The organism is Oryzihumus sp. (assembly GCF_054325275.1).
Genome location: NZ_JBTCWL010000060.1, coordinates 1 through 22976, shown reverse-complemented (window position 1 = coordinate 22976; position 22976 = coordinate 1). Strand labels below are relative to the sequence as shown.

Genomic DNA, 22976 nt, shown 5'->3' with positions numbered 1-22976 from the left:
CCTAGTACGAGAGGACCGGGATGGACGAACCTCTGGTGTGTCAGTTGTCCTGCCAAGGGCACCGCTGATTAGCTACGTTCGGAAGTGATAACCGCTGAAAGCATCTAAGCGGGAAGCACGCTTCAAGATGAGGTTTCCATGGGCTTTGCCCGAGAGGCTCCCAGCTAGACTACTGGGTTGATAGGCCGGATGTGGAAGCACAGTAATGTGTGGAGCTGACCGGTACTAATAAGCCGATAACTTGATACAAAGATGCTACGCGTCCACTGTGTGGTTCCCGAGATACGGTCGGGAAACCACAAACTAAAGACTTTGTTTGTGACTTGCCGTTAACCGCTCGAAGAGGTTACGGCGGCCATAGCGAAGGGGAAACGCCCGGTCCCATTCCGAACCCGGAAGCTAAGCCCTTCAGCGCCGATGGTACTGCACTGGTGACGGTGTGGGAGAGTAGGACGCCGCCGGACAAACATTCACAGAGATCGCCCACCCGGGTCACCGGGTGGGCGATTTCTGCATTCCGGGGTCCCGTGAAAGACTGGGAGACAACCCCCTTTTCAGCCACCCCGGACGGGTGGACAGGTCCGTGTGCGCCCGTGAGGATGACGCCAGGACCAGACGCATGAATGGAGTCTCCGTGTCTGACGACCAGCCTGCCCGCAGGGACCGCGACGAGGACCGTCAGTCCCGTGGTCCTGGCGGGCCGCCCCGCGACAGCCGTCCTGGGGGCAGCCGCTGGGGGGCGCCGCAGGGCGGCGGGCGCTCGGGGGACGCACGCCGCGGCCAGGGGGACAGTTCTGCCGGTCGTGGCGCCGGCGGCCGGGGCGGCTCCGCTGGGCGCGGCCGTCCGGGTGAGGGTGACCGTCGTGAGGGTGGCTACCGCGGCCCTGACCGTCGTGACGGCGGCGACCGCGGGGAGGGCTACCGTTCCGGCCCGCGCCAGGGTGGTGGCGGCCAGGGTGGCTACTCCCGTGAAGGCGGCGGTCGCGGTGGCTACTCCGGTGGTGAGCGTCGCGATGACCGGCGCCAGGGTGGCTACTCCCGTGACGACCGTGACCGCGGCGGCTACTCGCGCGATGACTCCCGGGGTGGTCGTGACGACCGCCGCCAGGGGGGCTACTCCCGTGATGACCGGGGTCGCGGTGGCTACTCCGGTGGTGAGCGTCGCGATGACCGGCGCCAGGGTGGCTACTCCCGTGACGACCGTGGCGGGCGCCCCGCAGGCCCCGGTGGTCGGGGCGCCGGCGGCTTCCGTCGCGACGAGGGCGACCGTGGCGGCCGCGCCGGCGCGCCTCGTGGCCCCCGAGGCGCCGGTGCGCCGATGCGGGGCGGCCGGGACGAAGGCCCCGAGCACCGCGGTGGTTCGCGTCTGGCCCCGAAGTCCCCGCGCCTGCCGGAGCCGGCCATCGCCGAGGGCGTGACCGGCCACGAGCTGGACCGCGCCGTGAAGAACCAGCTGCGCACCCTGAGCAAGGAGAACGCCGAGGGCGTGGCGCAGCACCTGGTCATGGTCGCCACCCTGCTGGACACCGACATCGACGCGGCCGAGGCTCACGCCGAAACCGCCGTCCGTCGGGCCGGCCGGGTGCCGGCCGCACGCGAGGCGCTGGGTCTGGTGGCCTATCGCAAGGGCGACTGGGCCAAGGCGCTCAGCGAGTTCCGTACTGCCCGCCGCCTGTCCGGGTCCTCGCACATGCTCCCCCTCATGGTCGACGCCGAGCGCGGCCTCGGACGTCTCGACCGGGCGCTGGACCTCGCTGCCTCGCCCGAGGCCAAGTCGCTCCCGCTGGACGAGCGGATCGAGCTCGCAATCGTCGTCTCCGGCATCCGTCGCGACCTCGGTCAGCTCGAGGCGGCCGCAGTGGGGCTGGAGATCCCGCAGCTGCGGCCGACCGCCAACCCCAAGCCGTGGACGGCGCGCCTCTTCTACGCTTACGCCGAGGCCAGGCTGGCCCTGGGCGACACCCAGGGCGCCCGGGACTGGTTCGCCCGCGCCGCCGACGCCGACCTCGAGGGGGAGACCGACGCCGATGAGCGGCTGGCGGACCTCGACGGTGTCCACGTCACCGACCTGCTCGAGGACCTCGACGACGAGTGACCCCGGGTCGCGCCCCCTGTTGTCCACAAGGGGTGCGCTCCCAGGTCCCACCATCCACAGGGGCCGGTCGCTGCCGTCACGGCGGCGACCGGCCCCTTCAGCATGGAGGAAAGACCAGGGGGAGAGGTGCCAGATGACTGCACGAGCAGCCGCCCGTCCGCGGGCCACGCCGGAGGAGGAGCCGGCCGTCAACGAGGTCAGACTGGTCGGCCGCGTGAGCGGCGACCCGACGTCGCGCGACCTGCCGAGCGGCGACACGGTCGTGCAGCTCCGGGTCGTCGTCCGCAGGACGGGCCCGCAGCGTGCCGGGGCCAGGACCACCGCGTTGGTGGACACCGTCGACGTTGCGTGCTGGGGCAAGGGCGTGCAGCGACGGGCGTCCCGCCTGCACGACGGTGATGTCATCGAGGTGACCGGGGCACTCCGCCGACGCTTCTGGCGGTCCCCGGGCGGCGCCGCAAGCCGGTACGAGGTCGAGGCGGCGACCGTGACACGCCAGCCGGCTCGTCCGCCCCGTGACCCTGACCCGTGACCACTGACCGGTGAGCGTTGACCCGTGTGCGCTGACCCGGCGCCGTCGTGCGGCGCGCCGACGCGCGACAATGCCCGGGTGACTGAGCCGGAGGCGCCGCTGCTGCACGCGTACCAAGGGGTCGTCTGCGACCTCGATGGTGTGGTCTACCGCGGTCACGAGCCCGTGCCGCACGCGGTTGAGGCGCTCCGGTCCGTGGTGCACTCCGGCCGACGGGTCGTCTACGCCACCAACAACGCCTCGAGGACCCCGGCCCAGGTCGTCGCACAGCTGACCCGCATGGGCGTCTCGCTGACGGAGCGAGACGTCGTCACGAGCGCCCAGGCCGGGGCCGCGCGGGTCCGGGAGCGTGTCGGACACGGCGCCAGAGTGCTCGCGGTCGGTGGTGAGGGCGTGCGTGCCGCGCTGCGTGAGCAGGGTCTCGTCGCGACCTCCGAGGCTGCGGACGCAGAGGCCGTGCTGCAGGGGTTCGGCGCCGACGTGGGCTGGCGCGAGCTGGCTGAGGCGGCGTATGCCGTGCAGTCCGGTGCCGTGTGGGTCGCCACCAACGTCGACGCGACGCTGCCGACCGACCGGGGGACGGCCCCGGGCAACGGCACCCTGGTGGCGGCGGTCCGCAGCGCCACCGGGGTCGACCCGGACGTGGTCGGCAAACCGTGGACGCCGTTGTACGAGCTGAGCGCCCGCCGGCTCGACACTGATGCGTCGCAGACCCTGGCGATCGGTGACCGGCTGGACACCGACATCGCCGGGGCGAACGCCGCGGGCGTCGATGCCCTGGTGGTCCTCACCGGGGTGCACGGCCCGGCGGACCTGGCCGCAGCCCCCGTCGAGTGGCGACCGCGCTACGTCGCCACGGACCTGAGGGGTCTTGGCGTGGGCTACGTCGCGCCGCGGAAGCTCGAGGACGCCTGGGCCTGCGGTGCTGCGGTGGTGCGGGTGGAGGCCGGCGAAGCCCCGTGTGTCCAGGTGGTGTGCGAGGGTCCGGCCGAGCACCTGCTGCGGGCCGCCCTCGCGGCCTCGTGGGACGCGGTGGACAGCGGCGCGGTCGGAGCGGAGTCGCTGGTTAAGGCCGAGATGGGGCGGTGGTGGTCACAGGTGGCCGAGCGACTGGCAGAAGACGCGGCATCCACAGGCTGACCCGGAGGTCGGCGACGGTCAGGAGACGCCGCATCCACAGCCTGACCCCGGCGGTCGTCCCCTCTGCGATACGCCGTCGAACACGTGCCCGCGCTCGTCGCGTGCCCGACCCCGCGTGGATGGCAGGAGACGCGCGCGGAGCGGGGGCAGTAGCGTGAAGCCTCACCGCCGGGTCGTGATCCGGTGCCGGGACCACGAGGGAGGAACTCCATGGCGTTCGAATCGGTGCGGGGTTACGTCCAGCTCGCTTCCGGGCTGGGCGAGCTGACGAAGGCCCGGGCGCTCGAGGCTGCCCAGGGGCTGCTGTCCCTGCCCGGGGTCACGAGCACGGGCAAGGTGGCCGGGCAGGTCACCACGCTCGCCGACGAGCTGCTCGCCGCTGCCACGACCAACCGCGAGAACCTCACGACCCTGGTGCGTACCGAGGTCGAGGCTGCGGTGAGCCGGCTCGGCCTGGTGCCGGTGGCCGAGCTCGAAGCCGCCCAGGCCCAGGTCACGCGACTGCGTGCAGAGCTGGCCCAGGTGCGCTCGGCCGACCACGCCGAGGAAGCTGCGAGCACGCAGGACGCCGCGACCCGCAGCCGTGGGAGCGCAGCACGCCGGCCGGCCCGGGCGACCCGAGCAGCGGCCACCGCCGGGGCAGCGCCCGCCGCCGTTCCGGCTCGCAAGGTCGCCACGAAGCGGGCGTCCGCCACGAAGCGGGCGTCCGCCACGGAAACGACCGGGACCACCACGTCGGCGACCGCGAGCGCGGCGCCGGCGACGAGGCGTCCTGCCGCCAAGCGCTCGGCGACCAAGGCCTCCGCAGCGAAGGCTTCCGCGACGAAGGCGTCGTCGACCAGGGCTTCCACGGAGAAGACCTCGACGACGAAGACCTCGGCGGCGAAGAGCTCGACCCCCAAGCCCTCCACGGCCAAGAAGGCCGCGGCCAGGAAGAGCAGTGCGGGCAGGTCCGGGGCGAAGAAGGCCGCGGGCGCGTCCTCAGCCGCGGCCGCTGCCTCCGGCGCCCGGTCGACGACGCAGACCGCGCGCGCCACCCGACGCCAGCCCGCCAGCGCCCAGGCTGCCCGCACCCGGGCCGCCCGTGAGGCTGCTCCCGCGCCGACCTCCTCGTCGGCCGTCACGACCCGCCGGACCAGCAAGGAGACCTCATGACCCACGACGACGCGGTGCAGGACGCGGTGCAGAACGCCCCTGCGCAGACGGCCGGCGGGTCGACCGCGGCAGCGGCACCGAAGCCCGGTCCGGCCCTGAGCGGGGCTCCCAAGCCCGGCCCTGGCCTGGGGACCACGCCGAAGCCAGGCCCCGGTGTCGCCACGGCGTCACCCGCAGACCAGGGTGCGGAGCGGGGCTCCCGAGAGAGTTCGGACCAGGGCCCGGACCCGGCCGGCCAAGGTGAGCAGGGCTCCCGAGAGAGTTCGGACCAGGTCTCGGACCAGGGCCCCGGCGCCACGGCGGGCGCGGGCGCGGGCGCTGGGGCGGCGGCCGACAGCGGGCTGGTCACGCCTCCCGCTGTCGCCACCAGGGAGCCCACCGGCGACGTGGTGGTCGATGCGGTCCTCGACGAGTTCGACCGGGTCACCGGCGAGCCGCTCGACGCGCACGTCGAGGTCGGGGAGAAGGTCCACCGCACGCTGCAGGCCCGGCTGGCCGACCTCGGCGACGAGTGAGCGCCCCGACCCTCCACCCCGGTGACCCCGCCATGACCGACTCGCCGTCGCGCCTAGACGTCGAGCTCGTCCGGCGTGGCCTGGCCCGGTCGCGTGGGCAGGCCCGCGCCCTCGTGGCCCAAGGGGCCGTCCTCGTCGGCGGGGCCACCGCGAGCAAGGTCTCCGCGCCCGTGACCGCAGCGGACCACATCACCCTGGCGACCGAGCCCGACCCGTGGGTGAGCCGCGCGGCATACAAGCTGCTCACCGCACTGGACGTGTTCGCCGACCGTGGCCTGTCGGCGCAGGGGAAGCGGTGCATCGACGTTGGCGCCTCCACCGGTGGTTTCACCCAGGTGCTGCTGGCCCGCGGTGCGACCCATGTCGAGGCGGTCGACGTCGGCCACGGCCAGCTCGTCGCGGAGCTCGCCGGCGACCCGCGGGTGACCGAGTGGTCCGGCACCAACGTGCGGGACCTCGACCCGGCCAGCGTCGGGGGCCCCGCGGCCGTGGTGGTCGCCGACCTCAGCTTCATCTCCCTGCGCACCGTGATGCCGGCGCTGGCCGCGCTGACCGCACCCGGCGGTGACCTCGTGGTGCTCGTCAAGCCGCAGTTCGAGGTCGGCCGCGAACGGCTCGGCCGGGGTGGGCTCGTGCGCAGCGCACCCGACCGTGCGCGGTCCATCACCGACGTGGCGCAGGCCGCGGCGCAGGAGGGGCTGCGCCCGGTCGCGCTGCACGGCAGCCCGATCCGGGGCACCAACGGCAACATCGAGTACCTACTCTGGTGCACGTCCCGCGACGTCGACGCGCTGAGCCCGCGCGAGGTCGCCGACCAGGCCGAGCGCCTCTCGACGGAAGGGCTGACGTGACGCGTCGCATCCTGCTCGTGGCCCACCCGCGCCGCCCCGAGGCCCAGCACCTCGCGGGTGACGTCGCCGCGCGCCTGCACGCGGCCGGCATCGAAGTGGCCCTGCTGCCCGAGGAGGCCGAGGCGGTCCACCTGGGTCACAACCCCAACGTGGTGCTGGCCGACCCGGAGGACCCGGCCCGCGGTTGCGAGCTGGTGTGCGTGCTCGGCGGCGACGGCACCATCCTGCGCGGGGCGGCCATGTCGCGCGGCACCCACGCCCCGCTGCTCGGGGTCAACCTCGGGCACGTCGGCTTCCTCGCCGAGGCCGAGCGCGAGGACCTCCAGGAGACGGTCGAGCGCATCGTGTCCCGCGACTACGCGGTCGAGGAGCGCATGACCCTCGAGGTGCGCGCCCACCACGACGGGGAGCTCATCGCCTCCAGCTGGGCGCTCAACGAGGTCACCGTCGAGAAGGCCGCACGGGAGCGGATGCTCGAGCTCATCGTCGAGGTCGACGGCCGGCCGCTGTCCACCTGGGGCTGCGACGGTGTCGTCATGGCTACTCCTACCGGCTCGACGGCTTACGCGTTCTCCGCCGGAGGCCCCGTGGTGTGGCCCGACGTCGAGGCCATGATGGTCGTCCCGCTGGCCGCGCACGCGCTGTTCGCCCGGCCGCTGGTCGTCGGACCGCGCTGCCGGCTGGCCGTCGAGGTGCTCGCCGACACCGAGGGCTCCGGGGTCCTGTGGTGCGACGGCGCGCGCATGGTCGAGCTGCCCCCCGGGGCCCGGATCGAGGTCTGCCGCAGCGAGACCCCGGTGCGCCTGGCCCGGATGAGCGCCTCGCCCTTCACCGACCGGCTCGTGGCCAAGTTCGACCTCTCGGTCGCCGGCTGGCGCGGGGCGGGCCGTCGCGCGAACGGCGGTTCGGGCCCGGGCCGGCGGCGGGGGAGCGGGCCCGGTGCGGCGACGGGAGGGGACCACTCGGTGGCGCCTGCCGCCGACTGACAGTCCCCCCTCCTAGGCTGGCCGACGTGCTGCGCGAGATCCGGATCCAGAACCTCGGCGTCATCGACGACGCCGTCCTCTCGCTGTCCCCAGGACTCAACGTCGTCACCGGTGAGACCGGTGCCGGCAAGACCATGGTCGTCTCCGGCCTCGGCCTGCTCCTCGGTGCCCGTGCCGACGCCGGCCTGGTGCGCAACGGGGCCACGGCCGCGTCCATCGAGGGGCTGGTCGAGGTGCCCGAGGGCCACCCTGCCCTGGTCCGCGCCCAGGAGGCGGGTGGCGACACCGAGGACGGGCTCATCCTGGCCCGCACCGTCTCCGCCGAGGGTCGCTCGCGCGCCCACGTCGGCGGCCGCAGCGCCCCGGTCGGGGTGCTCTCCGACCTGCGCGAGCTCCTCGTCGCGGTCCACGGCCAGTCCGACCAGTGGCGGCTGCGCCAGCCCGACCAGCACCGGGTGGTGCTGGACGGCTTCGCCGGCACCTCCGTCGCCGAGCCGCTGGCGCGCTACACCGCCCTGTATGACGAGCACCACCAGCTCCGCACGGAGCTGGACGAGCTGCGCGCCCTGGCACGGGACCGCGCCCGCGAGATCGACGTGCTGACCGCCGGCGTGGAGGAGGTCGAGGCCGTCGACCCACAGCCCGGGGAGGACCACGAGCTGCGCGCCGAGGACGAGCGCCTGGCCCATGCCGAGGGCCTGCGCGGCAGCGCCGGGCTCGCCCACGCCCTCGTGGCCGGGGCCAGTGGGGGCCCGGAGGAGGAGGCGGCCGACGAGGTCCGCGGCAACGTCGTCGAGCTGCTCGCCGAGACCCGCGCCACGCTGGGCGCCGCCTCCGTCCACGACCCGGCGCTGGCCGAACTCGAACGCCGGGCCCAGGAGCTGGGCTACCTCGCGGCCGACCTGGGAGCCGACCTCGCGGCATACCTCAGTGACGTCGACGTCGACCCCGCCCGGCTCGCCTGGGTGCAGGAGCGGCGCGCCGACCTGGCCCGGCTGCAGCGCAAGTACGGCGACACCGTCGACGAGGTGCTGGCCTGGGCCAAGGAGGCCGCCGCACGGCTGGACCGGCTGGTCACCGCCGACGACCGGGCCGAGGCGATGCAGGCTCGGCTGGAACAGCTCGAGGCCGAGCTGACCGCGGCGGCCGCCGAGCTGACCGCCGCCCGCACCGCCGCCGCGCAGGAGTTCGGCCAGCGGGTCACGCAGGAGCTGGCGCACCTGGCGATGGGCAAGGCCGTGGTCCAGGTGGCGGTGCAGCCGCGGGAGACCTTCCTGCGCCACGGCGCCGACGACGTGGAGATCCTGCTGGCGGCCAACCCCGGCGCGCCGCCGCGCAGCGTCGCCAAGGCCGCGTCGGGCGGTGAGCTGTCACGCGTGATGCTCGCGCTGGAGGTCGTCACCGGCAGCGGCGACGTGCCCACGTTCGTCTTCGACGAGGTCGACGCCGGCGTTGGCGGCAAGGCCGCGCTCGACGTCGGGGCGCGGCTGGCGGCGCTCGCCCGCTCCGCCCAGGTGATCGTCGTCACCCACCTGGCCCAGGTCGCGGCCTTCGCCGACCAGCACCTCGTGGTGCACAAGACCGACGACGGGCACGTGACCGCGAGCGGGGTCGCCGCGGTCAGCGGGGACGAGCGGTTGCGTGAGCTGGCACGGATGATGGCCGGCGTCGAGGACTCCGGCGTCGCCATCGAGCACGCCCGCGAGCTGCTCACCCAGGCCGGGCAGGCGGTCAGCTGAGCACGCGCCAAACGTGACAAGGCCGTGACCCGGTGCGTGGTCGGCGGCATCGGGGCTGGTGGCGGCCCGTGGCACGATATCCCCGATGCCTCTCTCCATCCGACGCCGGAGCAGCCGCGAACCGGAAGTGCCCGGGGTCCGCGGTCCCGTCCGCGTGGACGCCCGGACCAAGAACCTCACCAAGCGCCTGAAGCCCGGCGACATCGCCGTGATCGACCACCAGGACATCGACAAGGTGAGCGCCGAGGCACTGCTCGCCTGCCGCCCGGCCGCCGTCGTCAACGCCTCGCCGTCCATCAGCGGGCGCTACCCCAACCTCGGCCCGGAGATCCTCATCGACGGCGGCGTGCCCCTGCTCGACAACGCCGGGCGGGACGTGATGCACGCGCTGCACGAGGGGCAGCAGGTGCGCATCGAGGGCGAGGAGATCTACGTCGGCGACACCATCGTGGCCAAGGGGCACCTGTTCGACCACGAGTCGGTCCAGGCGGCCATGAACGAGGCCCGCGCCGGCCTGGCGGTGCAGCTCGAGGCGTTCGCCGCGAACACGATGGAGTACCTCCGCCGCGAGCGCGAGCTGCTCCTCGACGGGGTCGGCGTCCCGGACATCCGCACCGAGATCGACGGTCGGCACGTCCTGGTGGTGGTGCGCGGCTACCACTACAAGGAGGACCTGCAGACCCTGCGGCACTACATCCGCGAGTACCGCCCCATCCTCATCGGCGTCGACGGCGGGGCCGACGCGCTGGTCGAGGAGGGGCACAAGCCGCACCTGGTCGTCGGCGACATGGACTCGGTCTCCGACGCGACGTTGACCTGCGGCGCCGAGATCGTGGTGCACGCCTACCGCGACGGTCGGGCGCCCGGCCTGGAGCGGGTGCGCAACCTGGGCATCGACCCGGTGGTGTTCCCGGCGACCGGCACCAGCGAGGACGTCGCCATGCTCCTGGCCGACGACAAGGGAGCCACCCTGATCGTGGCCGTCGGCACCCACGCCACCCTGGTGGAGTTCCTCGACAAGGGGCGTGCGGGCATGGCCAGCACGTTCCTCACCCGGCTGCGGGTCGGCGGCAAGCTCATCGACGCCAAGGGCGTGAGCCGCCTCTACCGCTCCCGGATCTCCAACCTGTCCCTGTTCGCAATGCTCGCCGTGGGGCTGTTCGCCCTGTATGCCGCGCTGGCCGCCACGCCTGCCGGCACCGCCATGCTCACCGTGGTCGGTGCCCGCTGGGACGACGTGTGGTCCTGGATCGTAGGACTCTTCTCGTGATCGACTTCCGCTACCACCTCGTCTCCATCGTGTCGATCTTCCTGGCGCTCGCCGTGGGGATCGTGCTGGGGGCGGGCCCGCTGCAGAACAACATCGGCCAGTCGCTGAACGAGCAGGTGACCGCGCTGCGTCAGGACAAGGCGACCCTGCGCGCCCAGCTCGAGGCACAGCAGCGGGGGATCGACGCCCGCGACACCTTCGCCAACACGGTGACCCCCAAGCTGGTCTCCGGCAGCCTTTCGGGGCGCACGGTCAGCGTCGTGGTGGCGCCCGGCGCCGACGCCGACACGGTCAAGAAGACGACGACCGCGCTGACCGGCGCGGGGGCCCGGATCGGGTCCACGGTCACCCTGACCGACGCGTGGGTCGACCCGACCAAGCGCACCTTCCGCGACAACCTCGCCACCCAGCTCGCGTCGCTGGTCAAGGCGCCCGGCACGCTCAGCACCCCCGAGATGCTCCCCGGGACGGTGCTCGCGCGCGCTCTGCTCACCACGGCCGAGCGGCCCACGGACAAGCTCGACCCCAGCGCCGCCCAAGCCCTGGAGGGTCTCAAGGCCGGTGACCTGCTCACGGTGGGCTCCGACCCGGTCGTCCCCGCCTCGAGCGCGGTCCTCGTGGCCGGCCCGGTCAAGGGCGCCAACGAGGAGGACACCACCGCCCGGCTCGCCTCGTGGGTGGCGCTCACCCGGGCCTTGGACGCCGCCGGATCGGGCACCGTGGTGACCTCGACGATGAACGCGGCCGACCCGCAGACCACGGGCGCCCTCGTGGCTGCGGTGCGCGCTGACGGCGACGCGAGCAAGGCCGTCTCCACCGTGGACGACGGTGACCAGAGCATCGGAGCGGCCCCGCTGGTCGAGGCGCTCACCGAGCAGTACGCCGGCCACAGCGGCCACTACGGGGTGGGTTCGGACGCGGCGTCCGTGCTGCCCGGCACGGTGAAGTGAGCCTCGACCGCAGGGCCGTCGCGCTGGCCGCCGGGGCAGCGGGGGCGGCCATCGCGCTGTGCGGGCTGCGCCGCCGGCCGCCGGGCGGCCAGGGCCGCTGGACCCGGACCAACCACGCCGGTGAGCCGGTGACGCTGCTGGAGGGACCGGCATACGTCGCGGGCGCGCTCGCCGGGCTGGCCGCGGGTGCCGCCGGTGGTGCAGGGCCGGCGATCGCCGCAACTGGCGCGGGGGCCTTCGGCGCCCTGGACGACCTGGCCGGCGACAGCTCCAGCAAGGGCCTGCGCGGCCACCTGTCCGCCCTCAGGCGCGGTGAGGTGACCACCGGTGCGGTGAAGATCGCCGGCCTCGGGCTGACCGGCCTGCTCGCTGCCGCGGCCGTCGACCGCCGGGCCGAGGACCGACCCGGGCTGCTCGCGACCCTGGTCGGGGGAGCGGTCGTCGCCGGGGCGGCCAACGTCGCCAACCTGCTGGACCTGCGCCCGGGGCGGGCGCTGAAGGCCACGACCCTGGCCGCCCTGCCGCTGGCGGCGTCATCGACGCCCGCCGGGGTCACCGCCGCGGCCGCCGCCGGCGCGGCGCTGGGCTCGCTGCCCGAGGACCTCGCCGGCCGCGCGATGCTCGGCGACACCGGGGCCAACACCGCCGGGGCGCTGCTGGGCACGGCGCTGGTGCAGCGCAGCGGCCTGCGCGGCCGGCTGATCGCGCTGGCGGTCGTCACCGGCCTGACCGTCGCCTCCGAGAAGGTCAGCTTCACGAAGGTCATCGAGTCCACCCCGGGGCTGCGCGAGCTCGACGCCCTCGGCCGACGGTGACCGCGGTGAGCCCCGCCCCGTCACGGCGGGCCCAGGGCCTGCTGGCCGCCGCCGGGCTCATCGCCGTCGTCACCCTCGCGGCGCGGGTCGTCGGCTTCGGCCGGTGGCTCGTCTTCTCCCACTCGGTCGGCGTGACCTGCGTTGGCAACGTCTACCAGACCGCCAACCAGCTGCCGAACGTCATCTACGAGGTGGCTGCAGGTGGCGCCCTCGCCGCGATCGCCGTCCCGGTCATCGCCGGACAGCTCGGCCGGGGGGACCGGGAGTCCGCCGACCGGACCGCCTCGGCCATGCTCACCTGGGCGCTGACCCTGCTGGTCCCGCTCGCCCTGCTGGTCGCCGCGCTGGCCGGACCGCTGACCTCCGCGATGCTCGGCCCGGACGTGTGCCGCTCGCAGCCGGGCGCGGCCGCCGAGCTCGGCGCGACCATGCTCGTCGTGTTCGCCCCGCAGGTGGCCCTGTACGGCGTCGGCATCGTGCTGGCCGGCGTCCTGCAGGCGCACCACCGCTTCCTCGGGGCAGCCCTGGCGCCGCTGCTGTCCAGCCTCGTCGTCATCGCCGCCTACGTGCTCTACGGGGCGCTGTCCGGCGGCCATGGCAACGACCCGGCCCACCTGCCGGCCGGCGCGGCGTGGGCGCTGGCCGCGGGCACCACAATGGGCGTCGTCGCGCTCAGCCTGCCGCTGCTGGTGCCGGTGCGCCGCGCGGGCGTGCGCCTGCGGCTCACCTGGCGCTTCCCCGACGGTGTGGCCAGCCGCGCCGCATCGCTCGCCGGAGCCGGGCTCGTGGCCCTGCTCGCGCAGCAGGCGGCCGTGCTCGCCACCGTCTGGGTCACCAACTACCGCAGCGGCAACGGCACCCTCAACGTCTACACCTACGTCCAGGCCGTCTACCTGCTGCCGTATGCCGTGCTCGCGGTGCCCGTGGCCATCTCCACGTTCCCGACCCTGGCGGCCCAGGCAGCCCGGGAGGGCGTCTCGCAGGCGGAGGCCGCGGCCGAGGCTGTCGAGCTGGAGGCCTTCGAGCAGGAGGCCTTGGAGCAGGAGCGGAAGACCCGCAGCACCGGGGCCGATGCCCCCGCCGGAGCCGACGGGGGACTGACGGGTAAGGCCGATGACGCCTCGCGCACGCTGGCCCGCTCGACTCGGGCCGTGGCGGTCGTGGGGGTCCTCGGCGCCGCGGTGCTGCTCGTGGCCTCGAAGCCTCTCGGCGCGTTCTTCGCCGCGCTCGACGCGGGACGCCACCAGCCGGTCGGCCGGGCGGCCCTGCAGGCGATGCCGGTGGCCATGGACTCCTACGCTTTCGGGCTGGTGGGCTTCGGCCTGGCTGCCGTGCTGACCCGCGCCCTCTACGTCCGGGGCCGGCCCCGGATCGCGGCCGTGGCGGTGGCCGCCGGCTGGCTGGTGGCCGCCCTCTGGCCCCTCCTCGCGCTGACGGGGCCGACCGAACCCACCCGCACGCTGCGCACCCTCGGGGTCGCCAGCAGCGCCGGGATGACGCTGACCGCGGTGCTGTTGCTCGTGGCGGTGCACCAGGCCTGGGGGGCGCCCGCCCTGCGCGGGCTGCCACGCACGCTCGTCGCGGCACTGGTCGCCGCGGTTCTCTCGGTGGCGCCAGGCCGGGTCCTTGCTGCTGCTCTGCCCACGCGCGCCCTGTTGCCCTCGGTGCTGGTCGGTCTGCTGGTGGCGGCCGTGACCTCCCTCGTGTTCGTGGCCGTGCTGGCCCTGGCCGACCGCGAGACCGGGCGGCTGCTCACGGCTCGCCTGCGCACGCGGGTGCTGCGGAGGTCGGCATGAGGGTGGTCATGGTGCTCGGTCGCAGCACCGGGGGGATCGGCACGCACGTGGCCCACCTGGCCGCCGACCTGCGCACCGCCGGGGCCCACGTCGTGGTGGTCACCCACCCCGTGACCGCCGAGCGGTTCGACTTCGGGGACGTGCGCCCGTGGTGGCCCCGGCTGCGCCCGGCCGGCGCGGCAGCGGCGAGCCTGCTCGACCTGCTCGCGCTGCGCCGCCTTGCAGCCGCCAGCGACGTCGTGCACGCCCACGGGCACCAGGCCGGGCTGCTGGCCACCCTGGTAACCCTCGGGCTGCGGCGGCCCCGTCTGGTCGTCTCCCAGCACAACGCGGTCCTCGCCGGCTCGGGCCGGCTGCGCCTGAAGGAGCTGGCCCAGCGGCTCGTCGCCCGGCGGGCGGACCTGGTCACCGGGGCGAGCAGCGACCTGGTGGACCAGGCCCGCGACCTGGGCGCGCGCGATACCCGTCTGGCCCCCGTGCCGTCCCCGCGCGTCCCGGCGCTGCTGGCGCAGGAGCCACTCGACCGGCAGGGTCGCGCCGCCGAGCGGGCGGCGCTGCTGCGCGAGGCGGGCCTCGAGGTCGACCCGGGGCGGCCGCTGGTGCTGACCATCTCGCGGATCGCCCCGCAGAAGGACCTCGACGTGCTCGTGCGGGCCGCGTCCCGGCTGTGGACGCCCGCGACCTGGGTGGTCGTCGGTGACGGCGACGAGGCGCTGCTGGGTGAGCTGGAGGCGCTGGTCGAGCGGGTCGCGGCACCGGTCCACTTCGTGGGGGCGCGCCGCGACGCCGACCGGTGGCTGCGCGCCGCCGAGGTGTTCGTCCTGCCGAGCGCCTGGGAGGCCCGCGCCCTGGTCGTGCAGGAGGCGATGGCGGCCGGCGCACCGGTGGTCGCCACCGACGTCGGCGGGCTGCACGACCTCGTGGAGGGGGTCGGCCTGCTCGTCCCCGCAGGGGACCCGGCGGCCGTGGCGGATGCCACACGCACGGTGCTCACCGACCCCGACCTGCGCGAACGTCTTGCCCGGCAAGGGCGTTCGGCCGCCGCGGCGCTGCCTGACGGGGACGACACGGCCGCGACATGGCTGGCGTGGTACTCCGAGGGCCCGTCGATGACGTAGAGTGCAAGTCCGTGGTTGAGCAGACAAAGCACATCTTCGTGACCGGAGGCGTCGCCTCTTCGCTCGGCAAGGGGCTCACGGCCTCGAGCCTCGGACACCTGCTTCGGGCCCGCGGACTGCGGGTGACGATGCAGAAGCTCGACCCCTATCTCAACGTGGACCCCGGGACGATGAACCCGTTCCAGCACGGCGAGGTCTACGTCACCGCGGACGGGGCCGAGACCGACCTGGACATCGGCCACTACGAGCGGTTCCTCGGCGTCGAGCTCGACGGCTCCGCCAACGTGACGACCGGCCAGGTCTACAGCCAGGTCATCGCCAAGGAGCGCCGTGGGGAGTACCTCGGCGACACCGTTCAGGTGATCCCGCACATCACCAACGAGATCAAGGCGCGGATGCGCGCCACCGCCGAGGGCCCGGCCGACAAGCGCCCGGACGTCATCATCACCGAGATCGGCGGCACCGTCGGCGACATCGAGTCGCTGCCCTTCCTGGAGGCCGCGCGCCAGGTGCGCCACGACGTGGGTCGCGACCACGTCTTCTTCCTGCACGTCTCGCTGGTTCCCTACCTCGCCCCGAGCGGTGAGCTGAAGACCAAGCCGACCCAGCACTCCGTGGCCGCGCTGCGCCAGGTCGGCATCCAGCCCGACGGGCTCGTGCTGCGCGCCGACCGGGTCATCCCCGAGGGCATCAAGCGCAAGATCTCGCTGATGTGCGACGTCGACACCGAGGCGTGCGCCGCCGCCGTCGATGCGCCGAGCATCTACGACATCCCCAAGGTGCTGCACGGGGAGGGCCTGGACGCCTACGTCATCCGCCGCCTGGGCCTGCCGTTCCGCGACGTCGACTGGCACGACTGGGACGAGCTGCTGCGCCGCGTGCACAACCCCGAGCACGAGGTCGAGATCGCCTTGGTGGGCAAGTACATCGACCTGCCCGACGCCTACCTGTCGGTGACCGAGGCCATGCGTGCCGGCGGCTTCCACCACGACGCCAAGGTCCATATCCGCTGGGTCGCCAGCGACGAGTGCCAGACCGAGTCGGGTGCTCAGACGGCGCTCGGCGGGGTCGACGCGGTACTCGTGCCCGGCGGCTTCGGCGTCCGCGGCATCGAGGGCAAGCTCGGCGCGCTGCGCTGGGCGCGCGAGCGCGGTGTGCCGACCCTGGGCATCTGCCTGGGCCTGCAGTGCATGGTCATCGAGTACGCCCGCACCGTCGCCGGCATCGCCGACGCCTCCTCCAGCGAGTTCGACCCGGGCACCGAGCACCCGGTCATCGCGACGATGGAGGAGCAGAAGGCGTTCGTCGAGGGCGCCGGTGACCTCGGCGGCACGATGCGCCTGGGCCTGTACCCCGCGGCGCTCGCCGAGGGGTCGGTCGTGGCCGAGACCTACGGCTCGACCAAGGTCGAGGAGCGGCACCGCCACCGCTACGAGGTCAACAACTCCTACCGCGAGCAGCTCGAGCAGGCGGGCCTGCGCTTCTCGGGCACCTCGCCGGACGGCACGCTGGTGGAGTTCGTCGAGCTGCCCGCCGACGTGCACCCGTACTACGTCTCCACCCAGGCGCACCCGGAGTTCCTCTCCCGCCCGGACAAGGCCCACCCCCTGTTCGCCGGCCTGGTCGGCGCGGCGATCGACCAGCAGCGCCAGGCCCGCCTCGTGGAGGTCGAGCGTCCCCGCGCCGACCTCGCCGAGGCAGAGCAGGCCGACCCGGTCGCGGCGCCGTGAGCCTCGACGCGCCGTCCCTGTCCGCCCACGAGCTTCGAGACCGGCTGGAGTCGCGGCCGGTCACCGAGCGCGAGGTGCTGCTCAAGGGCATGGTGTGGGACGTCGTGCGCGACACCGTCGACCTCGGCGAAGCCGGCACCGTGCGCCGGGAGTACGTCCTGCACCCCGGCGCCGTGGGCACTGTTGCGATGGACGACAAGGGCCGGATCCTGCTCGTCCAGCAGTACCGCCACCCCGTCGGCCACTACGACTGGGAGCTGCCTGCCGGGCTGCTCGACGTCGAGGGTGAGCCGCCGTGGGAGGCGGCCGCGCGCGAGCTCCACGAGGAGGCCGACCTGACGGCGGGAACCTGGAACGTCCTGGTCGACCACTTCGCCTCACCCGGCGGCCTGTCCGAGGTGCTGCGCCTGTTCCTGGCCCGTGACCTCGCCTCCGTGCCGCACGAAGAGCGGCACCAGCGCGAGGCCGAGGAGCGCGGGATGCCCGTGCGCTGGGTCGACCTCAACGAGGCGGTAGCCGCGGTCCTGACCGGCCGACTGCACAACCCCGCCGCGATCATCGGCATCCTCACCGCCTACGCGGCGCGGGAGCTCGACTGGGGCACGCTGCGGCCCTACGACGCCCCCTGGCCGGAGCACCCGGCATACCGCTGATCCGCTGCACTCGCACCTACCGCCGCCCCGGCCACCGGGGCGGCGGTCTGCGTTGCGGCCCGGCGCAGGCCCGTCTGGCGGCGGCGTGAGAGCAGGGCCGCGGCGGCGACCCCCGCGAGGAGCATCAGACCGCCGGCCAGCTCGGTGGCCGTGGGCACCTCGCCCAGCGCCACCCAGGCGGCGGCGATACCGGCCACGGGGACGAGCATCGTGAACGGGACGACCGCCGTGGCGGGGTGGCGCGCCAGCAGCGAGTTCCACAGGCCGTAGCCGAGCAGCGACGCCAGGTATGCCGTGAACGCGGCGCTGCCGAGCGCGCCCAGGTCCGGGTGGGTCATCGCGGCGGACACCGCGGCCGGGCCCTCGACCAGCAACGACAGGGCCACCAGGGGCACCGGCACGACCAGCCCGGACCACACCACCATCGACAGCCCCGAGGTCGGGCGGGCGTGCCGGGCGACGACGTTGCCGATGGCCCAGGAGGTGGCCGCGACCACGACGAGGAGCAGGGGCAGCAGCGGGGCGTGGGGGCCTCGCCCGACCGCGACGACGGCCAGCCCGGCGGCACCCACCAGGACGCCGAGCAGCTGGCCGCGGGTGGGTCGTTCGCGCAGGGCCACGCTGGAGAAGAGGACGGTGAGCAGGACCTGGCTTTGCAGCACCAGCGGGGTGAGCCCGGCCGGCATGCCGAGGTGCATGGCGACGTAGACGAGGGCGAACTGGCCCAGGCTCATGAACAGGCCGATGGTCACCACGAGCCGCCAGGGGACGGCGGGGCGGGGGACCAGGAACACCGCGGGGAAGCACACCAGCACGAAGCGAAGCGCGACGAACAGCAGCGGCGGCACACTGGCCAGACCGCGGTCGATGGCGATGAAGTTGACCTCCCAGACGACGGCGACAAGGGATGCGAGCGCGGCGTCGCGGGCGGGAAGCGTGGCGGAGGGCATGACACCACCGTGCCGCGTCGCACCATGAAGCACCAGCAAACGTTTCTTGGCCCGACGATGTAGCCTTGCTACATGATCGATGCGGTGGCGCTGCGCTCCCTCGTGGCGGTGGACCGGCTGGGATCCGTTGCGGCTGCGGCGGACTCGCTCGGCTACACCGCCAGCGCCGTGTCCCAGCAGGTCAAGCGGCTCGAGGCCCGGGCCGGGGTTGCCCTGCTGGAGAAGTACGGTCGCGGGGTGATGCTCACCGAGGCCGGCCGCCTGCTCGCGGCCTCGGCGCACGACCTGCTCGCCCAGATGGAGCGGCTGGAGTCCCAGCTGCAGTCGACCACGGGCCGGCCTGCCGGACGGATCCGGCTGGCGAGCTTCGCCACGGCGGCCCGGGGCGTGGTGGCGCCGGCACTCGCTGTGCTGCGGGCGTCCGCGCCCGAGCTCGAGGTCACGCTCAGCGAGGCCGAGCCGTGGGACGCGGTCAGCCTGGTCGCGACCGGGCAGGTCGACCTGGCCGTGGTGCACAACTGGGAGCCGCTGCCGCTGGCGATCCCGGACCACCTGACCTGCCGCCACCTCGGCTCGGACTACGCCGACGTGCTGGTGCACCGTGAGCACCCGCTGGCCGGGCGGGAGCGGGTGTCGGCCGCCGAGCTGGCCGGGGAGCGCTGGGTGAGCGTGGCGCCGGGGTCGATCTGCCACCAGTGGCTGACCAAGATGTTCCACGACATCGGCCGGGCCCCGCGGATCGAGCACTTCGCCGCTGAGTTCGCCTCCCACATCGCCCTCGTGGCGCAGGGGCTGGCGGTGGCGCTGGTGCCCCGGGTCGGGCGTGGCGAGCTGCCGGCAGGAGTGGTTGCGGTCCCGGTTGTGGACCCGGTGCCGACCCGCACGGTGACGGCGGTGTGGCGGCGCACGATGGGGGAGAGCCCTGCCCTGGCGGCGGTGGTCGAGGCCCTGGCGGACGCGCCCTCCTCGTTGGTCCGACCGAAGGGAGACCGGTCATGAGCGGTGCCTTCGGTGCGGGCGCGTCCGGTTCTAGCCCGTCGGGTTCTGGCACGTTCGGTTCTCGCACGTCCGGTGCCGACGCGTCCGCCGGCGGCACGTTCGGCGGTGGTACAGGGCGAGGCGGTGCGTCCACTCGCACCTGCCCCTGCGGGAGTGGTGCGGCGTATGCCGTGTGCTGCCAGCCGCTGCATGACGGGGAGCGCATGGCGCTCACTGCCGAGGAGCTGATGCGCTCGCGGTACGCCGCGTTCGCGGTGGGCGCGGGGGACTACCTCGCGCGGACCTGGCACCCCGCGCATCGGCCTGCGGACCTGGCGCTCGACCCGGACCTGACGTGGACGGGACTCGAGGTCCTCGATACGCGCGCCGGTGGTCCCGACGACGACCAGGGCGAGGTGGAGTTCCGGGCGTCGTGGCGGCAGGGTCGCGAACGCGGGGTGCTGCACGAGCGCAGCCGGTTTGGTCGGCGCGGTGGCCGGTGGGTCTACCTCGACGGCGACGTCCTCGGCTGAGCTGCCGGACGGCCCCCTGACCTCGCGCGGTCCGAGGTCACGCTGCGGTTCGCACGACCTCTGCCCGCGCGGTCCGGGGTCACGCTGCGGTTCGCGCGACCCCTACCCGCGCGGTCCGGCGTCACGCTGCGGTTCGGAGGACCCCTAGCCACGCGCTCCCCGGCGTCAGGCTGGGATGGGGGCGGACTCGGTGAAGGTGGCCCACCTGCTGTGCAGGATCTCGCCGGTGGGTCCGTCGTAGGGCCGGGCGGTCGGCACCCCGGCGTGCCCGGTCGCGGCGCCGTGTCCGCCGGGGTCGGCTGAGCTGCCCGGATCCGATGGGCTGCCCTGGTCTGTCGAGCCGACCGAATCGGGCGGGTTGCCCGGATCCGCCAAGCCGACCGAATCCGGCGGGCTGCCCGGTTCCGCCGATCCGAGCGAATCTGGTCGGCTGGATGGATCTGGTGAGTGGCCCGGGGCCGGTGGCCGGTAGGCGGGTGCCGGGCGGATCGGGTGGCCCCACCGGTTCGTGAAGGTCAGCCCGTCAGGCAGGTCGGCGTCGCCCTGGATGTCGTAGTCGCCCGCGTGGTGCCGGTCATGGTGGTGCGGGCAGAGGCTGACCAGGTTGGGGGTGTCGGTCGGGCCGCCGTCGGCCCAGTGGATGACGTGGTGGATCTTGACGACGGCCGTCGCCGCGCAGCCGGGGAAGCGGCAGCCGCGGTCGCGGTCCTCAAGAAGGCGCCGGGTGTGGTCGGGGACGATGCGCAGGGCCCGGCCGACGTTGACGGGGTGCCCCTCGGTGACCCAGAGCGGGCGCAGCGATCCCTCGCAGGTGAGCTTGTCGACCAGGTGCCGCGGGAGGGCAGGACGGCCGTTCAGCCAGGCCCCGTCGGTGTCGAGGTGGACCAGCACCCGGAACGCGTCGCGTCGACCAGGTGAGGGTGGGTTGGCCAGGGAGCGCTCGCAGACCTCGGCCAGGGCCGTGGCCCAGGTGACCTCCGGGTGCCCGGCGTGGAAGAGCGCGTCCCGGGCCTCCTTCAGGGCAGCCTCCACCAGGGCGCCGAGGTCGGGTGGGGCGGAGAACCGCAGCGTGAACCGGCCGTCGGCGTCGTAGCCCATCGCGAGGTCGGCCGGCTCCTCGACCCGGCGTTCCAGGGCGGCGGCCACCGTGGCGCCCGCGCTGTCAGTGCTGTCGCTCGGGTCGGTGCCGTTGCTGGAGTTGGTGCAGGTGCCCGACTCCCCGGCCGTCGGTGCGGGCTCGTCGGGGAAGGCGTAACGGGACAGCGTGCGCCGGAGCTGGGGCACCGTGGCGTTGACCGCGAGCTCAGTCACCGAGGCCTCCATCGGGGCCGGGGCATGCCTGGCCACGGTCGACACCTGGTCGAGTGAGAGCTGCCCGCCGGCGAAGGTGTCCATCAGGGTCGGTAGCTCGGCCTCGCGCCGCGCCAGGGCGACGACCTCGCGCGCCCGCGAAGGGGACAGCCCGGCCCGCAGGACCAGCCAGTGCTCGGGGGAGCGCACCCCGTCGCCGGCCCACCCCTCTGCGGTGAGGGCACCGGCGACCAGCCTCACCAGCCGGGCATGCAGCTGGTTCAACCCGCCACACACCTCTGCCAGCTCGATGTCGAGCGCCGTGTCCAGACCGTCCATGCCAACCCCCTGTTCATATAGTACAGGTGTTCGAATCGATGGACAAGGCCCCAGTCTTCGCGCCCGTGTTCCCGGTCCTGCAGGCAGGCTTCGGAGCGGATGCGGACCATTGCGGACGGTCGCGGGCCGACCCGGTTCGGAGGTGTGCGAAGCCGCGCCGGTGAGGGGGCACGGCAGCCCACTGCCCGGCATACCTCGGGTAGGGGCGCTTCGCAGCAGGCCTGGTGAGGAGGGGGCGCGAGCCGGGCACGCGGCATACCGTGGGGGAGGCGAGAGGGGGACTGGCGATGGTGACGAAGGAGGACGTCCGGCGCGTCGCGCTGGCGCTGCCTGGGGCGACAGAGGAGGCCGGCTTCACCTTCCGGGTGGCCGGGAAGCAGTTCGTCTGGCTGTGGCGCGAGCGGGTCGACCCCAGGAAGCCCAAGGTGCCCAACCCTGGGGTGGTCGTGGTGCGGGTCGCCGACCTGGGGGAGAAGCAGGCGCTGCTCGCCTCGGACCCGGCGACGTTCTTCACCACCGACCACTACGACGGCTACAAGGCCGTGCTCGTGCGTCTCGACGCGGTCGACGGGCAGGTGCTGGCCGAGGTGGTCACCGACTCGTGGCGCACGCAGGCGCCGAAGCACCTGCTCAGCGAGGTCGACGGCGGATAACCGGTTCGGGGTGGGGGCACCGAAGTCCGTAGGATGGGCGGGCATCCCGCACACCCTCTAGCTAAGGACATCACCGTGCTTCGCAGTCACGAGGCCGGCACGCTGCGTGCCGACCACGCCGGTCAGACCGTCACGCTCACGGGCTGGGTCGCCCGTCGGCGCGATCACGGCGGCGTGGCGTTCCTCGATCTGCGCGACGCGTCCGGCGTCTCGCAGGTGGTCGTGCGGGACGAGGTCCTGGCTGAGGCCGAGGCGCACCACCTGCGCAACGAGTTCGTCGTCAAGGTGACCGGCGAGGTCCGTCCGCGACCCGAGGGCAACGCGAACCCCGACCTGCCGACCGGCGAGATCGAGGTCGTCGCCTCCACCGTCGAGGTGCTCAGCGAGTCCGCGCCGCTGCCGTTCCAGATCGACGAGCGCGTCACCGTCGGTGAGGAGGCCCGCCTCAAGCACCGCTACCTCGACCTGCGCCGCCCCGGCCCCGGCGCCGCGATCCGCCTGCGCAGCAAGGTCAACCAGGCCGCCCGCACGGTCCTGGCCGAGCGCGACTTCGTCGAGATCGAGACCCCGACCCTGACCCGGTCGACGCCCGAGGGCGCCCGTGACTTCCTGGTGCCGGCCCGGCTGCAGCCCGGCAGCTGGTACGCCCTGCCGCAGAGCCCTCAGCTGTTCAAGCAGCTGCTGATGGTGGCCGGCATGGAGCGCTACTTCCAGATCGCCCGCTGCTATCGCGACGAGGACTTCCGCGCCGACCGGCAGCCGGAGTTCACCCAGCTCGACATCGAGATGAGCTTCATCGACCAAGACGACATCATCGCGTTGGGCGAAGACATCGTGGCCGCGCTCTGGCGCGAGATCCTGGCCTACGAGATACCGCTGCCGATCGCT

21 protein-coding genes and 2 rRNA genes are annotated in these 22976 nt (G+C 73.7%); 21 read left to right on the top strand and 2 right to left on the bottom strand.

The annotated features are described in order from the left end of the window. The 17 genes from ACXVGS_RS14765 to ACXVGS_RS14685 all read left to right on the top strand — a co-directional run. Positions 1–249, top strand: a 23S ribosomal RNA gene (locus ACXVGS_RS14765); the annotation flags it as partial. Positions 250–347: 98 nt separating this feature from the next. Beyond that, positions 348–464: ribosomal RNA gene (rrf, locus tag ACXVGS_RS14760) — 5S ribosomal RNA — on the top strand. Between the two features lie 170 nt (positions 465–634). Further along, positions 635–2095 carry a hypothetical protein gene (locus ACXVGS_RS14755; RefSeq protein WP_458528940.1) on the top strand — a complete coding sequence of 487 codons (1461 nt, stop codon included), beginning with the start codon at positions 635–637 and terminating at the stop codon, positions 2093–2095. Between the two features lie 133 nt (positions 2096–2228). Then, positions 2229–2627 carry a single-stranded DNA-binding protein gene (locus ACXVGS_RS14750; RefSeq protein ID WP_458528941.1) on the top strand — a complete coding sequence of 133 codons (399 nt, stop codon included), beginning with the start codon at positions 2229–2231 and terminating at the stop codon, positions 2625–2627. 78 nt (positions 2628–2705) lie between these two features. Continuing rightward, a complete protein-coding gene (locus tag ACXVGS_RS14745; RefSeq protein ID WP_458533371.1) occupies positions 2706–3767 on the top strand; it encodes an HAD-IIA family hydrolase in 1062 nt (353 codons plus the stop codon). A gap of 210 nt (positions 3768–3977) precedes the next feature. Next, a complete protein-coding gene (locus ACXVGS_RS14740) occupies positions 3978–4922 on the top strand; it encodes a hypothetical protein (protein ID WP_458528943.1) in 945 nt (314 codons plus the stop codon). Beyond that, positions 4919–5437: a hypothetical protein gene (locus ACXVGS_RS14735; protein ID WP_458532608.1), complete on the top strand. Its 519-nt coding sequence runs from the start codon at positions 4919–4921 to the stop codon at positions 5435–5437. The genes ACXVGS_RS14740 and ACXVGS_RS14735 overlap by 4 nt, the downstream gene beginning before the upstream one ends. A 32-nt stretch (positions 5438–5469) precedes the next feature. Beyond that, positions 5470–6288 (top strand): TlyA family RNA methyltransferase, encoded by an 819-nt coding sequence (locus tag ACXVGS_RS14730; protein ID WP_458532607.1) that lies wholly within the window; start codon positions 5470–5472, stop codon positions 6286–6288. Beyond that, positions 6285–7274 carry an NAD kinase gene (locus ACXVGS_RS14725; RefSeq protein ID WP_458528946.1) on the top strand — a complete coding sequence of 330 codons (990 nt, stop codon included), beginning with the start codon at positions 6285–6287 and terminating at the stop codon, positions 7272–7274. The genes ACXVGS_RS14730 and ACXVGS_RS14725 overlap by 4 nt, the downstream gene beginning before the upstream one ends. A gap of 26 nt (positions 7275–7300) precedes the next feature. Beyond that, positions 7301–9013, top strand: coding sequence for a DNA repair protein RecN (gene recN / locus ACXVGS_RS14720; protein WP_458528947.1), 1713 nt, complete (start codon positions 7301–7303; stop codon positions 9011–9013). A gap of 85 nt (positions 9014–9098) precedes the next feature. Further along, the gene (steA, locus tag ACXVGS_RS14715; protein ID WP_458532605.1) at positions 9099–10283 is read left to right on the top strand and encodes a putative cytokinetic ring protein SteA; all 1185 of its coding nucleotides are present in this window, start codon (positions 9099–9101) and stop codon (positions 10281–10283) included. Then, entirely contained in the window at positions 10280–11233 is a 954-nt protein-coding gene (locus tag ACXVGS_RS14710; RefSeq protein WP_458528949.1) for a copper transporter, read from the top strand. The genes steA and ACXVGS_RS14710 overlap by 4 nt, the downstream gene beginning before the upstream one ends. After that, on the top strand, positions 11230–12048 hold the full coding sequence (locus tag ACXVGS_RS14705; RefSeq protein WP_458528950.1) for a hypothetical protein: 819 nt from the start codon (positions 11230–11232) through the stop codon (positions 12046–12048). Before ACXVGS_RS14710 ends, ACXVGS_RS14705 begins: the two co-directional genes overlap by 4 nt. Positions 12049–12053: 5 nt before the next feature. Next, the gene (gene murJ / locus ACXVGS_RS14700; protein WP_458532604.1) at positions 12054–13844 is read left to right on the top strand and encodes a murein biosynthesis integral membrane protein MurJ; all 1791 of its coding nucleotides are present in this window, start codon (positions 12054–12056) and stop codon (positions 13842–13844) included. Further along, entirely contained in the window at positions 13841–14962 is a 1122-nt protein-coding gene (locus ACXVGS_RS14695; RefSeq protein ID WP_458535738.1) for a glycosyltransferase family 4 protein, read from the top strand. The genes murJ and ACXVGS_RS14695 overlap by 4 nt, the downstream gene beginning before the upstream one ends. Positions 14963–14973: 11 nt before the next feature. After that, entirely contained in the window at positions 14974–16692 is a 1719-nt protein-coding gene (locus ACXVGS_RS14690; protein WP_458537106.1) for a CTP synthase, read from the top strand. After that, positions 16689–17345 (top strand): NUDIX domain-containing protein, encoded by a 657-nt coding sequence (locus tag ACXVGS_RS14685; protein ID WP_458528954.1) that lies wholly within the window; start codon positions 16689–16691, stop codon positions 17343–17345. Before ACXVGS_RS14690 ends, ACXVGS_RS14685 begins: the two co-directional genes overlap by 4 nt. On the opposite strand, the gene ACXVGS_RS14680 is transcribed toward ACXVGS_RS14685, so the two are convergent. Further along, positions 17306–18295 (bottom strand): EamA family transporter, encoded by a 990-nt coding sequence (locus tag ACXVGS_RS14680; RefSeq protein WP_458537105.1) that lies wholly within the window; start codon positions 18293–18295, stop codon positions 17306–17308. The genes ACXVGS_RS14685 and ACXVGS_RS14680 overlap by 40 nt on opposite strands. A 72-nt stretch (positions 18296–18367) precedes the next feature. Between ACXVGS_RS14680 and ACXVGS_RS14675 the strand changes: the two genes are divergently transcribed. Together ACXVGS_RS14675 and ACXVGS_RS14670 are read left to right on the top strand one after the other, a co-directional pair. Beyond that, positions 18368–19294 carry a LysR substrate-binding domain-containing protein gene (locus ACXVGS_RS14675; protein WP_458528956.1) on the top strand — a complete coding sequence of 309 codons (927 nt, stop codon included), beginning with the start codon at positions 18368–18370 and terminating at the stop codon, positions 19292–19294. Next, positions 19291–19806: a YchJ family protein gene (locus ACXVGS_RS14670; RefSeq protein ID WP_458528957.1), complete on the top strand. Its 516-nt coding sequence runs from the start codon at positions 19291–19293 to the stop codon at positions 19804–19806. Before ACXVGS_RS14675 ends, ACXVGS_RS14670 begins: the two co-directional genes overlap by 4 nt. Before the next feature lie 165 nt (positions 19807–19971). Here ACXVGS_RS14670 and ACXVGS_RS14665 read toward each other — a convergent pair whose 3' ends face one another. Then, the gene (locus ACXVGS_RS14665) at positions 19972–21435 is read right to left on the bottom strand and encodes an HNH endonuclease (protein WP_458537104.1); all 1464 of its coding nucleotides are present in this window, start codon (positions 21433–21435) and stop codon (positions 19972–19974) included. A 287-nt stretch (positions 21436–21722) separates the two neighbouring features. Between ACXVGS_RS14665 and ACXVGS_RS14660 the strand changes: the two genes are divergently transcribed. Further along, positions 21723–22088, top strand: a complete 366-nt coding sequence (locus ACXVGS_RS14660; protein ID WP_458537103.1) for an MmcQ/YjbR family DNA-binding protein — start codon at positions 21723–21725, stop codon at positions 22086–22088. Between the two features lie 75 nt (positions 22089–22163). After that, positions 22164–22976 (top strand): amino acid--tRNA ligase-related protein (locus ACXVGS_RS14655; RefSeq protein WP_458537102.1); only part of this gene is annotated, 813 nt, incomplete at its 3' end.